This is a genomic window from Actinophytocola sp. (genome assembly GCF_035762905.1).
Taxonomy (GTDB): domain Bacteria; phylum Actinomycetota; class Actinomycetes; order Mycobacteriales; family Pseudonocardiaceae; genus DASYTH01.
The window spans coordinates 123,496-138,861 of record NZ_DASUCC010000044.1 but is presented as its reverse complement, the minus strand read 5'-3'; the positions used below and the strand labels follow the sequence as shown (position 1 = coordinate 138,861).

General features: G+C 74.6%; 2 protein-coding genes. Both read right to left on the bottom strand.

All coding sequences use genetic code 11. The annotated features are described in order from the left end of the window. Window positions 1–13 precede the first annotated feature (13 nt). The gene (locus tag VFV67_RS08900) at window positions 14–10,666 is read right to left on the bottom strand and encodes an SDR family NAD(P)-dependent oxidoreductase (RefSeq protein WP_326468682.1); all 10,653 of its coding nucleotides are present in this window, start codon (window positions 10,664–10,666) and stop codon (window positions 14–16) included. Next, window positions 10,663–15,354, bottom strand: coding sequence for a type I polyketide synthase (locus VFV67_RS08895; protein WP_326468681.1), 4,692 nt, complete (start codon window positions 15,352–15,354; stop codon window positions 10,663–10,665). The genes VFV67_RS08900 and VFV67_RS08895 overlap by 4 nt, the downstream gene beginning before the upstream one ends. Window positions 15,355–15,366: the final 12 nt, after the last annotated feature.

The window sequence follows — 15,366 nt, the reverse complement described above, 5'->3', positions numbered from 1 at the left end:
CCCTCTCCCACGGTCAACCCGCCGTTTCCGCCAGTTCGGAATCGATGAGGTCAAAGATGGTCTCCTCGGTCGCGGACTCGACGTCGCGGTCGTCGGCCACCCGGTCCGGTTCGGCCCACCGCTGCAGCAATGCTTCCATCCTGGCGCGAATTTTGTCCTGTTCGACCCGATCCAGTCCGGGCACCACGCCGGCCATCCGCTCCAACTCGGCCAGCACCAGCGTGGCCGGGTTGGGCGCCGCCGGCATGACCTCGGCGAGCAGATGGCCGGCCAACGCGGCCGGGGTCGGGTGATCGAAGATCAGGGTCGGGGGCAGCCGGGTGCCGGTGACCGCGGACAGCCGGTTGCGGATCTCCACCGCGGTCAGCGAGTCGAAGCCCAACTCCTGGAACGCCCGGCCCGGCTCGATCGCCTCGGCCGAGGCGAAGCCGAGCACGGTGGCGGCGTTGCTCCGGACCAGTTCGAGGACCAGCCGGGTGCGTTCGGCCGCCGGCACGACGGCGAGCCGGTCGGCCAGGCTCGGCCCGCCCGCGCCCGGTCCGGTGCTCGCGGCCCGGCGCCCGGCGCGGACCAGGCCGCGCAGCAGCGGCGGCAGCGCGTCCGCAGCGGCGGCGAGGGCCGCGTGGTTGAGGTCGGCCGGGATCAGCACCGGGCCGGCCTTGGCGAGCGCGGCGTCCAGCAGCGCGAGCCCGCGTTCGGCGGTGAGCGGGGTGAGCCCGGAGCGCTGGATCCGGTCCCGGTCCGCCGCGCCGATCCCGCCGAGCATGCCGCCGTCCACCTGCCACGGACCCCAGGCCAGCGCATGTGCCGGCAGTCCGGCCAGCACCCGCTGCTGGGCCAGCGCGTCCAGGAAGGCGTTGGCGGCGGCGTAGTTGGCCTGCCCGGAGCTGCCCAGCGTGCCGGCGACCGAGGAGAACAGCACGAACGCGGCCAGGTCCAGCCCGGCGGTGAGCTCGTGCAGGTGCGCGGCGCCGCCGGCCTTGGCGGCGAGCACCGCCTCGGTGCGCTCGGCGGTCAGCGCGGAGACGATGCCGTCGTCGAGCACCCCGGCGGTGTGGAACACGGCGGTGAGCGGGTGTTCGGCCGGGATCGCGGCCAGCGTCCCGGCGAGCGCCGTCCGGTCGGCCACGTCGCAGGCGGCGATCGTGACCTCGGCGCCCAGCCCGGTCAGCTCGGCGCGCAGCGCCTCGGCGCCTTCGGCGGCGGTGCCGCGTCGGCTGGTCAGCAGCAGGTGCCGAACCCCGTGCGCGGTGACCAGATGCCGGGCGAGCAGCGCGCCCAGGGTGCCGGTGCCGCCGGTGACCAGCACGGTGCCGACCGGGTCCAGCGGGCGCGGCAGGGTGAGCACGATCTTGCCGACGTGCCGGGCCTGGCTCATGAACCGGAACGCGGCCGGTGCGGCGCGCACGTCCCAGGTGCACACCGGCAGCGGCCGCAGCGCACCGCAGGCGAACAGGGCCATCAGCTCGGCCAGGATCTCGCCGATCCGGTCCGGCCCGGCCTCGGCCAGGTCGAACGACCGGTACCGCACGCCGGGGTGTCGTGCGGCCACCGCGTCCGGGTCCCGGACGTCGGTCTTGCCCATCTCCAGGAACCGTCCGCCGCGCGGGAGCAGCCGCAGCGAGGCGTCGACCAGGTCACCGGCCAGCGCGTCGAGCACCACGTCCACCCCGCGGCCCGCGGTGACCTCGGTGAACCGCGACTCGAAGCCGGCGTCCCGGGAGGAGGCGATGTGCTCGGCCGGCACGCCCAGCTCGCGGACCACGGGCCACTTGCCCGGGCTCGCGGTGGCGTAGACCTCGGCGCCGAGCTGCCGGGCCAGCTGCACGGCGGCCATGCCGACCCCGCCGGCCGCCGCGTGCACCAGCACCGACTCGCCTGCGGTCAACCCGGCCAGGTCCACCAGCCCGTAGTAGGCGGTGCCGAACACGATCGGCACGGACGCGGCCTGGGTGAACGACCAGCCGTCGGGCATCCTGGCCAGCAGCCGGTGGTCGGTCACCGCGATCGGCCCGAACGCCCCGGCGAACAGGCCGAGCACCCGGTCGCCCGGCTCGAGTCCGGTCACCCCGGGCCCGGTGGCCACGACCACCCCGGCGCCCTCACCGCCGATCACCACCTCGCCCGGGTACATGCCGAGCGCGCTGAGCACGTCGCGGAAGTTCAGCCCGGCGGCCCGCACGGCCACCCGGACCTGGCCCTCGGCAAGGGGATCATCCACATCGGACACCGGGGCCAGGGTGAGGTTCGCCAGGGTGCCCGGCTCGGTCACGGCCAGCCGCCAGTTCCCACTCGCCGGCGCGGACAGTTCGGTATCGGCGCGGCCGATCCGGGCCACGGCGAGCGATCCGGCCCGGATGGCCACCTGCGGCTCGTCCAGCGCCAGCGCGGCGGGCAGCGCGGCCCAGGACTCGGCCCGGGCGTCCACGTCGATCAGCACCACCCGGCCGGGGTGCTCGGACTGGACGCTGCGCAGCAGCCCGAGGGCCGCGGCGGCGGCCGGATCGGTGAGCCGGTCGCCGGGGTCGGCGAGCACCGCGCCGCTGGTGACGCAGACCAGGGTGGCGTCGGCTGCCAACCGGTTCCGCACCGCGTCGAGCACCCCGGTCACCGTGTCCACAGTGGACTCACCGGCCACGGGCAGCAGCAGGTACGGCGGCACCGGGTCCGGCTCGGCCGGGAGCACGTCGACACCCAGTGCGGCACCGGCGCCGAGTGGATCCGGGCCGAGCACGCCGAGCGGCGCGACCATCGCATCCGGGGCGGGGACGGTGGTCCAGTGCACGCGGTACAGCGAATCCGGGGCGGCGGCTGCGGCCGGCCGGTGCGCGGCGACCGGGCGCAGCACGACCCGGCGCACCGACACCACCGGTGCGCCCGCGCCGTCCACCGCGACCAGCGAAACCCCGTCCGGTCCGGCCGGCGACACCCGGACCCGCAGCGTGGTCGCACCGGAGGCGCACAGCGTCACGCCGTCCCAGGAGAACGGCAGCCCGGCCGGGGGCGCCTGGCCCTCGGTGTGGGCCAGCGCGCGCACGGCGACGGACTGGAGCGCGGCGTCCAGCAGGGCCGGATGCAGGCCGAACCGCGCGGCCACGGTCGCTTCGCTCTCGGGCAGGGCGATCTCGGCGAACACGTCCTCGCCCAGCGTCCAGGCCGCCCGCACGCCCTGGAACACCGGGCCGTAGCGCAGGCCGATCGCGTCCAGCGCGGCGTACATCCCGTCGACGGACACGGCCTGCGCGCCGGACGGCGGCCACGGCGTGAGCCCGTCCGTGGCAACGGGATCCGCGGTGGGGCGGACCAGACCGGTCGCGTGCCGGGTCCACGGGCGATCCGACCAGCCGGGCGCCGCCTCGTCCTCGCGGTGCCGGGCGTGCACCGCGACCGGGCGGGCGCCGTCCTCGTCCTCGGCGCCGACCCTGACCTGGACCTGCACGGCCCCCTCGGCCGGCAGCACAAGGGGGGTGTGCAGCACCAGCTCGTCGAGCGTCCCGCAGCCGTACTGGTCGCCGGCCCGGACGGCCAGCTCGACCAGGGCGGTGCCCGGCAGCACGATCTCGCCGTGCACCACGTGATCGGCGAGCCACGGCTGGGACCGCCCGGACAACTGTGCGGTGAACAGGCAGCCGTCCCCGTCGGCGAGGGCGACGCCGGCGCCGAGCAGCGGGTGGTCGGCGACACCGAGCCCGGCCGAGCTGACGTCGCCGGCCCAGGAGCCCGGTCGCGGCCAGAACCGGTCCCGGGCGAACGCGGTGGTCGGCAGGTCGATGCGGCGGGCCGGCCAGCCGGCGAACATTGCCGCCCAGTCGACCGGCGTGCCGTGCACCCAGGCGGTGGCCACGGCGGTGAGCAGCGTGGCCGGCTCGTCCCGCCCGGCCCGGCACACCGGAACCGCCACCCCGTCCGGCACCAGCGCCGAGAGCACGCCATCCGGCCCCAGCTCCAGGAACCGGGTCACCCCCTTGTCCCGCAAGGCGGCCACCCCGTCACCGAACCGCACCGCATCGCGCACGTGCCGCACCCAGTACTCCGGGTCGGTCACGTCACCGGAGGTGATCACCGGGAGTTGGGCCGGCTGGTAGGTCAGGGTTTCGGCAACGGCCCGGAACTCGGCCAGCATCGGGTCCATGTGCGGCGAGTGGAAGGCGTGCGAGACCGTCAGCCGCTTGGTCTTCTCCCAGCGCGGCGCCAACTCCGCGACCACGTCCGCATCCCCAGAGATGACCACCGACGTCGGGCCGTTGACCGCCGCGATCCCCACCCGATCTTCGAGCCCGGCAATCGCTTCCAGCACTTCGGCTTCGGTGGCCCGCACGGCCAGCATCGCCCCACCGCCGGGCAGGGCCTGCATCAACCTTCCGCGCGCAGCGACAAGAACGCAGACATCGTCCAAGGACAGCACACCAGCCACATATGTGGCAGCCAACTCACCGATGGAATGCCCCAACAGGAAGTCCGGGGCGACACCCCAGGACTCCACCAGCCGGAACAGCGCCACCTCAAGCGCGAACAACCCCGCCTGCGTGTACACGGTCTGGTTCAACAGATCAGAGTCGGTGAACACGACCTGCCGCAGCGGGCGCTCGAGTTCCGTGTCCAGCCGGGCACACACGGCGTCGAAAGCGGTGGCGAAGACGGGGTAGGTGTCGTAGAGCTGCCGGCCCATGCCGACCCGCTGCGATCCCTGACCGGTGAACAGAAACGCCAGCCCGCCTTCGGTGACCACCCCGCGCACGGCGCCGGTCAGGCCGTCCAGCCCGCGTAGCGCCGCGTCCCGGTCGCCGGCGAGCAGCACGGCGCGGTGGTCCAGCGCGGCCCGGGTGGTGGCCAGCGACAGCCCCAGATCGGCAAGATCCACCGCGTCCTCGGCGAGGAACTCGCGCAGCCGGGCGGCCTGTGCGACCACGCCCTCGGCCGTGCGGCCGGACAGCGGCAACGGCACCGGTATGCCCGGCCGGACGGCCGGTTCGGCGGGCCCGGCCGGCTCGGCCGCTGGGGCCTGCTCGAGCACCAGATGGGCGTTGGTGCCGCTCATGCCGAACGAGGACACCGCGGCCCGGCGCGGCGCGCCGGTGTCCGGCCACGGTTGCGCCCGGGTGAGCAGCGCGACCGCACCGGCCGGCCAGTCGATGTGCGGGGACGGGTCGTCGGCGTGCAGCGTGCGCGGCAGTTCCCCGTTGGCCATCGCCAGCACCATCTTGAGCACCCCGGCCACCCCGGCGGCGGCTTGGGTGTGCCCGATGTTCGACTTGATCGAGCCCAGCCACAGCGGGCGGTCCCGGTCCTGGCCGTAGGTGGCCAGCAGGGCCTGCGCCTCGATCGGATCGCCGAGCGCGGTCCCGGTGCCGTGCGCCTCCACGACGTCCACATCGGAAGGTGCCAGCCCGGCGTCGGCCAGCGCGGCGCGGATCACCCGCTGCTGCGCCGGCCCGTTCGGCGCGGTCAGCCCGTTGGACGCGCCGTCCTGGTTGACCGCCGAGCCGCGGATCACGGCCAGCACCGGGTGCCCGTTGCGTTTCGCGTCGGACAGCCGCTCCAGCAGCACCATGCCGACACCCTCGCCCCAGGCGGTGCCGTCCGCGGCGGCACCGAACGCCTTGCACCGGCCGTCGGCGGCCAGCCCGCGCTGCCGGCTGAACTCGACGAACGCCCCCGGCGTGGTCATCACGGTCACCCCGCCGGCTAGCGCCAGCCCGCACTCCCCCGACCGCAGCGCCCGGGCCGCGAGGTGCAGGGCGACCAGCGACGAGGAGCAGGCGGTGTCCACCGTCATCGCCGGGCCCTCCAGCCCGAGCGCGTAGGCGACCCGGCCGGACATGACCGACGCGGCGTTGCCGATGCCGGCGTGGCTCGCGGTGCCAGCGTGGGCGACCGCGTCGGAGCCGGCCAGCAGCACCAGATAGTCCTGGCCGTTGGTGCCGGCGTACACGCCGGTTCGGCTGCCCCGCAACGAGGTTGGGTCGATCCCGGCCCGCTCGACCGCCTCCCACGAGGTCTCCAGCAGCAGCCGCTGCTGCGGATCCATGGCCAGCGCCTCGCGCGGGGAGATCCCGAAGAACACCGGGTCGAACTCGGCCACGCCGGACAGGAACCCGCCCTCGCGCACGTAGGACGTGCCGTCCGCGCCGGCCGGGTCGAACACCCGGGCCAGGTCCCAGCCGCGGTCGGTGGGGAACTCGGAGATCACGTCGGCACCTTCGGCGACGAGTTGCCAGAGCTCCTCCGGGGTGCGCACCGCCCCGGGGAACCGGCAGCTCATCCCGATGATCGCGATCGGCTCGCCGGTGTGGTCGTGGGTGACCACGGTGTCCACTGTGGACGTCAGGCCGAGCAGCTCGGCGCGCAGGTGCTCGGCGAGCGCGGCCGGGGTCGGGTAGTCGAAGACCAGCGTCGCGGGTAGCCGCAGGCCGGTGGCGGCGTTCAGCGCCCGGCGCAGCTCGACCGCGGTGAGCGAGTCGAAACCCAGCTCGGTGAACGCCTTGCGCGGCTCGACCGCCTCCGGCCCGGCGTGGCCGAGCACGGTGGCCACCTCGGTCCGGACGATCTCGCCGAGGCGCCGCCGGGCCTCGGGCTCGGGCAGGCCAAGCAGTTGGCCGGCCAGTTCGGACGGCGGGCCGGCAACGGTCTCGGCGGCCGGCGCGGCGAGCAGATCGTCGAGCAGCGGAGCCGGCCGAGCCGCCGCGAACGTGCCGGCGAACCGGGGCCAGTCCACGTCGGCGACGGCCACGCAGCCGTCACCGTGGTCGACGGCCCTGGCCAGCGCGGCCACCGCCAGGTCCGGCGCCATCGTGACCAGGCCGCGCTTGCGCAGGTATTCGGCGGTCTCGGCGGGACCGGCCATGCCGGCGCCGGCCCACGGACCCCAGGCGATCGAGGTGCCGGCCAGGCCCTCGGCCCGGCGCCGCTCGGCCAGCGCGTCCAGGAACGCGTTGGCCACGGCGTAGGCGGCCTGGCCGCCACTGCCCCACACAGCGGACACCGAGGAGAACAACACGAACTGTTCCAACGGCACGCCGCGCAGGGCGTCGTCCAGGTTGATCGCCCCGGTCACCTTGGCCCGCATGATCGCGGCGAACTCGTCGAGCGTGGTCTGTTCCAGGGAGTTGAACTCGCCCGCCCCGGCGGCGTGCACGACCGCGGTCGGCGGGTGCTCGGCCAGCAGCGCGTCCAGCGCCGTCCGGTCGGCGACGTCACAGGACGCCACCGTGACCGTCGCGCCCAGTTCGGTCAGCTCGGCGACCAGCTCCTCGGCACCGGCCGCGGCCCGCCCTTGCCGGCTGGCCAGCACCAGGTGCGGCGCTCCCCGTCCGGCCAGCCACCGGGCCACATGCCCGCCGAGTGGCCCGGTACCGCCGGTGACCAGCACCGTCCCGTGTGGACTCCAGGTCTCGGGTGCCGGGCCGGCCGGCGCGGCGGCGAGCCGGCGGCCGAGCAGCCCGGCGGGGCGCACCGCGACCTGGTCCTCGGCGCCGATCCCGGCCAGCACGGCGGCCAGCCGCCACCCGGCCCGGTCGTCCAGTTCGGCCGGCAGGTCCACCAGCCCGCCCCAGCGGCGCGGGTGTTCCAGGGCGACCACCCGGCCGAGGGCCCACACCTGGGCGGCGGCGAGGTCCGGCGGCCCGTCGCCGGCCCCGGTGCACACCGCGGCCCGGGTGACCAGCCACAGCGGCGCGTCGATCCCCGCGTCACCGAGCGCCTGCACCAGCGTCACGGTCGTCCCGATCCCGCCGGCCGGCACCGACAGCACCCCGGCGACCGGCTCCGCGCCGGCCGCCGTGCGCAGCAGTTCGGCAACGGCGGCCCGATCCTCGCCAGTACCGGTCACGGTCACCACGGTGGCGCCGTGCCCGGTCAGCGCCTGCGTCACGGCCCGGTCCGGCGGACCCACCAGCAGCCAGGTTCCGGACAGCACGGGCGGTGCGGCGGGCTCGGGCAGGGCGGTCCAGCCAATCCGGTACCGCCAGCCGTCGTGCCGGTCCTCGGCCGGCGGGGCGGCGGGCCGCAGCCAGAACTCCTCGCGCTGGAACGCGTAGGTGGGCAGCTCGATCCTCCGGCCGGCCCCGGCGTAGACGGCGGACCAGTCCACCCCGACGCCATGCGCATACAGGCGGGCCAGGCCGTGCCAGGCCGACTCGGATCCGGCGCGCAGCACGGGCACCAGGGCGGTGTCCTCGTCCTCATCCAGGCACTGCCCGGCCATCGCGCAGAGCACGCCGTCCGGTCCCAGCTCGACGAAGGTGCCGACCCCGTTGTCCCGCAACGTGCCGACGCCGTCGGCGAACCGCACCGTGTCGCGCACGTGCCGCACCCAGTACTCGGGGTCGAGCAGATCACCGTTGGCCACGACCGGGAGCTGGGCCGGTTTGTAGGTCAGGGTTTCGGCAACAGTCCGGAACTCGGCCAGCATCGGATCCAGGTGCGGCGAGTGGAACGCGTGCGAGACGGTCAGCCGCTTGGTCTTTTGCCAGCGCGGCCCCAGTTCCTCGATCGCGTCCGCATCCCCGGAAATGACCACCGAGGTCGGCCCGTTGACCGCCGCGATGTTCACCCGGTCCTCGAACCCGGTCAGCGCCGCCGCCACCTCGGCCTCGGTCGCCTGTACCGCCAACATCGCGCCACCGGCCGGCAACGCCTGCATCAACTTTCCCCGGGCAGCGACCAAGGTGCAGGCATCGTCCAAGGACAGGACACCAGCCACATGTGCGGCAGCCAACTCACCGATCGAATGGCCCAACAGGAAATCCGGAACGATCCCCCACGACTCAACCAACCGGAACAACGCCACCTCGAGCGCGAACAACCCGGCCTGGGTGAACACCGTCTCGTTGAGCAACTCGGGCTCGCCGAACATCACCTCGCGCAGCGGACGGTCCAGTTCGGTATCGAACCGCGCGCACACCGCGTCGAGGGCCTCGGCGAACACCGGAAACGCCTCGTACAACGCCTTGCCCATCCCGGCGCGCTGGGAACCCTGGCCGGTGAACAGGAACGCCACCTTGCCCGTGGTCGCCGTGCCGCGCACCACGCCGGGATCGGTGGTCCCACTGGCGATCGCGGCCAGCCCGGTGCGCAGCCCCGCGAGGTCGTCGGCAAGCACCACGGCCCGGTGCTGGAAGGCGGTCCGGGTGGTCGCGAGCGAGAACCCGACGTCCGCCACGGCCGGATCACCGGTGGCCAGGAACTCGCCGAGACGCTCGGCCTGGCCACGCAACCCCGGCTCGGACTTCGCGGAGACCGGCACCGGCAGCAGCACCGGTTCGGCGGCCGGCGGGTGGGCGGCCGGCTCCGGCGTCGCCTCGACGATCACGTGTGCGTTGGTGCCGCTCACCCCGAACGACGACACGCCCGCGCGACGGGGCGAACCGGTGTCCGGCCACGGTTGCGCCTCGGTGAGCAGCGACACCGCGCCCGCCGACCAGTCCACATGGGGCGTCGGCGCGGCCACGTGCAGGGTCCTGGGCAGCACGCCGTGCCGCATCGCCTGCACCATCTTGATCACACCGGCCACCCCGGCGGCGGACTGGGTGTGCCCGATGTTGGACTTGAGCGAGCCGACCCACAGCGGTCGCTCCCGGTCCTGGCCGTAGCCGGCCAGCAACGCCTGCGCCTCGATCGGGTCGCCGAGCGTGGTCCCGGTGCCGTGTGCCTCCACGGCGTCCACATCGGACGGTGCAAGTCCGGCAGCGGCCAGCGCGTCCCGGATAACCCGTTGCTGGGCCGGGCCGTTGGGCGCGGTCAGCCCGTTGGACGCGCCGTCCTGGTTCACCGCCGAGCCGCGGATCACGGCCAGCACCGGGTGCCCATTGCGCCGGGCGTCGGACAACCGCTCGACCAGCAGCAGCGCCACGCCCTCGCTCCAGCCGGTGCCGTCGGCCGCGGCGGCGAACGACTTGCACCGGCCGTCCGGGGCCAGCCCGCCCTGCCGGCTGAACTCGATGAACGCGGCCGGGGTGGCCATCACGGTGATCCCGCCGGCCAGCGCCATCGTGCATTCGCCGTGCCGCAGGGCATGCCCGGCCAGGTGCAGCGCGACCAGCGAGGACGAGCAGGCGGTGTCGACGGTGACGGCGGGCCCTTCCAGCCCGAACGTGTAGGCGACCCGGCCGGACAGCACGCTGCTGGCACCGCCGATCAGGATGTGCCCCTCGACGTCCTCGGCCAGCGCGCCGCTCATCCCGTAACCGGAGGTGGTTCCGCCGACGAACACCCCGGTCCTGGTGCCGCGCAGGGAAAACGGGTCGATCCCGGCCCGCTCGATCGTCTCCCAGCAGGTCTCCAGCAGCAGCCGCTGCTGCGGGTCCATGGCCAGCGCCTCGCGCGGGGAGATGCCGAAGAAGCCGGGGTCGAACCGGCCGGCGTCGGGCAGGAAGCCGCCCTCGCGGGAGTAACAGGTACCGGGCCGCCGGGCGTCCGGGTCGTAGAGCCGGCCGAGATCCCAGCCGCGGTCGTCCGGGAAGACCGAGATGCCGTCGCCGCCCGACTCCACCAGCCGCCAGAGCGCGTCCGGTGAGTCCACCCCGCCGGGCAGCCGGCAGTTCATCCCGACGATCGCGATCGGCTCGCTGTTCGCCGCGACGAGCTCCCGGTTGAGCGCCCGGAGCCGCTCGGTCTCCTTCACCGAGCGGCGCAATGCGTCGACGTACTGGTCGATGGTGGCGTTCATGACAGCGGGTCCTCCCCCTTGGCGACCAGCGCGAGCAGGCTCTCGCCGTCCATCAGGTCGAGATCGTCTGCACCGGCCGGGGCGGCGGCGTGCTCCCCGGATGCCAGACGCAGCAGGAGATCCAGCAGGCCGGCCTCGCGGATCCGGGACAGCGGGATGCCGGCGATGGCGGCGCGGATCCGGTCCTCCTCGCTGTCACCGGCGGTTTCCGCGCCGAACAGCTCGGCCTGCAGCAGCCGGGCCAGCGCCGCCGGGGTCGGATGGTCGAACACGGTGGTCGCGGGCAGCGCCAGCCCGGTGACCGCGCCGAGCCGGTCCCGCAGCTGCACCGCGGACAGCGAGTCGAACCCGAGGTCGCGAAACGCCCGCTCGGCCTCGATGTCGGCACCGCGGGCGTGGCCGAGCACGATCGCCGACTGGTCGCGCACCAGCTCGAGCAGCGCGGCCGCGCGGTCCCCGGCGGGCAGCGCGGCGAGCCGGCCGCGCAGTTCGGCCGCGCCGGCCGGTTCCGCGGCGGTCTCCCGCGCGGGCGGGCGGGCGTCCGGCAGGTCGGCGAGCAGCGGGCTGGGCCGGGCCAGGGTGAACGTCGGAGCGAACCGGGACCAGTCGATGCCGGCCACGGTCAGGCAGGTGTCGCCGTGCTCCACCGCGTCCCGCAGCGCGCGCAGCGCGAGCTCCGGGGGCATGGTGAGCACGCCGCGCCGGCGCAGCTGCTCGGCGGTGCCGCCCTCGCCCATGCCGGCACCGGCCCAAGTGCCCCAGGCGATCGAGGTGGCCGGGCGACCGCGGGACCGGCGCCGGGCGGCGATCGCGTCCAGGTAGGCGTTGGCGGCGGCGTAGCCGCCCTGCCCGGCGCCGCCCCAGGTGGCCGCGGCCGACGAGAACAGCACGAACGCCTCGACGGAGTCGTTGTCGCACAACGTGTCCAGGTTGACCGCGCCGGCCACCTTGGCGGTCAGTACGGCGGCCAGCCGGTCCGGCGTGGTGTCGGCGAGCGCGGTGATGTCGCCGACCCCGGCGGCGTGCACGACCGCGGTCAGCGGGTGCTCGGCCGGGATCTGGCCGAGCAGCCCGGCCAGCGCGTCCCGGTCGGCGACGTCGCACGCGGCCACGGTGGCCTTGGCGCCCAACTCGTTCAGCTCGGCCACCAGCTCGGTCGCACCCGGCGCGGTGGGTCCCTGGCGGCTGGTCAGCAGCAGGTGCCCGGCGCCCCGGCCGGCCAGCCAGCGGGCAACCTGGCCGCCGAGCGCGCCGGTGCCGCCGGTGATCAGGACCGTCCCGCTCGGCCGCCACTCCCTCGGCGCCGGGCCGGTGGCCGGCGCCCGGTGCAACCGCCGGGCGAACGCACCGGCCGGACGGATGGCGACCTGGTCCTCGGCGCCGGTCTTGGCGAGCAGCCCGGCGAGCGCGGCGCGGGCCCGGTCGTCGAGGTTCGCGGGCAGGTCCACCAGGCCGCCCCAGCGCGCCGGGTGCTCGAGGGCGGCGACCCGGCCGAGCCCCCACACCGCGTGCCCGGCCGGACCGGCCGGCTGTTCGGTCGGCGCCACGGCGACCGCACCACGGGTGACCGTCCACAGTGGAGCGGGAAGGTCCTGCTGGATCAGGGACAGGGTGCCGAGCAGCCCGGCCGGGACGCCGGGGTGGTCGGGGTGGTCCGAGTCGTCAAGGGCCAGCAGGGACAGCAGGCCGGCGGGCGGGCCGGTCTCGGCCAGCCGGGCGGCGATCTCCCCGGAGTCGACCAGTTCCGCGCTGCCGCCGTGTTCGGTCACCGCGGCCGCGCAGTGCCTGACCAGCGCCTCGTCCGCACCGGGCGGCGCGACGATCCACCAGGTTCCGGACAGCGCCGGGCGGTCCGGGGCCGCCAGCGGCCGCCAGGCGATCCGGTATCGCCATCCGTCCACTGTGGACCGTTCCTGCCGGCGCTCGTGCCAGTCGGCCAGCAGCGGGGCGACCGCATCAAGGGCGGGTTCGGCGAGGCCGAGCAGGTCGGCGAGTCGGCGGTCCCGCGCGGCGGCCCAGAACTCGCCATCGCCACTGTCCGGGGTCGCGGGCCGGTCGGCGACCGGCCAGAACCGCTCGTGCTGGAAGGCGTAGGTCGGCAGGTCGACCCGGCGGCCGCCCCAGCCGGCGAACACCCGGTCCCAGCGCACGTCCACGCCGTGCACGTGCACGGTGGCCAGCGCGCCGAGCACGGTTTCGGTCTCGTCCCGCCCGGCCCGGCTCACCGGCACGGCGATCCCGTCCGGCACCATCGCGGAGAGCACGCCATCCGGGCCCAACTCGACGAACGTGGCGACACCCTGCGCACGCAGCCACGCGATGCCGTCGGCGAACCGGACCGTGTCGCGGACGTGCCGCACCCAGTGCTCCGGGTCGGTCACCTCGCCGGAGGTCACGACCGGGATCCGGGGCGGTTGGTAGGTCAGGGTTTCGCAGATCGCCGCAAACTCGGCCAGCATCGGATCCATGTGCGGCGAGTGGAACGCGTGCGACACGGCGAGGCGTTTGGTCTTTTCCCAGCGCGGCGCCAGTTCCTCGATCACCTCGGCGTCACCCGAGATCACCACCGAGGCCGGCCCGTTGACCGCCGCGATGCTCACCCGGTCTTCCAGGCCGGCAATCGCCGCCACGACCTCGTCCTCGGTTGCCTGCACCGCCAGCATCGCCCCGCCGCCGGGCAGCGCCTGCATCAACTTTCCGCGCGCAGCGACAAGAATGCAGACGTCGTCCAAGGACAGGACACCTGCCACATATGTGGCAGCCAACTCACCTATGGAATGACCCAACAGGAAGTCCGGCGTCATCCCCCAGGACTCCAACAGGCGGAACTGCGCCACCTGCACGGCGAACAGCCCCGCCTGGGTGTACATGGTCTGGCTCAGCAGCTCGGAGTCGCAGAAGATGATCTCCTTGAGCGGGCGGTCGAAATCGAACCGCGCACACACCGCATCGAACGCCTCTGCGAACACCGGATGGGTCTCGTAGAGCTGCCGGCCCATGCCGACCCGCTGCGATCCTTGACCGGAGAACAGGTACGCCAGCTCGCCGGGCGCGGCGTACCCGCGCCGCACGATGGCGTTGTCCTCGCCTGCGGCCACGGCGGACAGCCCGGCCACGGCGTCGGCCCGGTCGCCGGCAAGCACCACCGCGCGGTGGTCCAGCGCGGCCCGGGTGGTGGCCAGCGAACGCGCCACGTCCACGGCGGCCAGGTCCGGCTCCGCGTCCAGGAACGACACCAGCCGCCGTGCCTGCGCACGCAGCCCGGCGGCCGACCGGGCGGACACCAGCCAGGGCAGCACGTCCGGCGCGGCGCCGGCCGGCTCGGCCGGCTCGACCGGCGCGGGCTCGGGCGCCTGCTCGATGATCACATGGGCGTTCGTGCCGCTCACCCCGAACGACGACACGCCGGCCCGGCGCGGCGCTCCGGTTTCCGGCCACGGCACCGGCTCGGTCAGCAGGGACACCGCGCCGCCCGACCAGTCCACGTGCGGCGTCGGCTCGTCAACGTGCAGCGTCTTCGGCAGGATCCCGTGCCGCATCGCCATGATCATTTTGAGCACCCCGGCCACGCCGGCCGCGGCCTGGGTGTGGCCGATGTTGGACTTGATCGAGCCCAGCCACAGCGGCGTTTCCCGGTCCTGGCCGTAGCTGGCCAACAGCGCCTGCGCCTCGATCGGGTCACCAAGCCGGGTTCCGGTGCCGTGCGCCTCGACAACGTCCACATCGGACGGTGTGAGCTGCGCGCTGTCCAGCGCCAGCCCGATCACCCGCTGCTGCGACGGGCCGTTCGGCGCGGTCAGCCCGCTCGACGCGCCGTCGGAGTTCACCGCGGAGCCGCGCAGCACGGCCAGCACCGGGTGCCCGTTGCGCCGCGCGTCGGACAGCCGCTCCAGCACCAGCACGCCGACCCCTTCGCCCCACGCGGTGCCGTCGGCGGCCCCGGCGAACGACTTGCACCGCCCGTCCGGCGCCATGCCCTCGTCGAACTCGAAGCCGGAGAACATCATCGGGCTCGCCATCACGGTGACGCCGCCGGCAAGGGCCAGCGTGCACTCGCCACGGCGCAGCGCCTGCCCGGCCAGGTGCAGCGCCACCAGCGAGGACGAGCACGCCGTGTCCACGGTGACCGCCGGACCCTCGAGGCCGAGCACGTAGGCCACCCGGCCGGACAGCACGCTGCCCGCGTTGCTGGTGCCGACGAACCCCTCGAGCACCTCGGGTGTGGCGTGCAGGCTGGCCGCGTAGTCGTGGTACATCGCGCCGGCGAACACCCCGGTCCGGCTGCCGCGCAGCGAGCGCGCATCGATCCCGGCCCGCTCGATCGCCTCCCAGCAGGTCTCCAGCAGCAACCGCTGCTGCGGGTCCATGGCCAGCGCCTCGCGCGGGGAGATGCCGAAGAAGCCGGGGTCGAACAGCGCGGCGTCGTGCACGAACCCGCCCTCCCGGGCCGGCGCGCCGGTCCGGGCCGCGTCCCAACCGCGGTCGGTGGGAAACCCGGAGATGGCGTCGGTTCCGGACGCGACGAGCTGCCAGAGCTGTTCCGGCGTCCGCACCCCGCCGGGATACCGGCAGCCCATCCCGACGATGGCGATGGGCTCGTGCTCCAGTTCGCGCACCCGGCCCTTGGCCTCGCGCAGCTCGGCCGTTGCCCGCCGCAGGTACTCGAGGAGCTTCTCCTCGTTCGCCATCGTGTGTGCTCC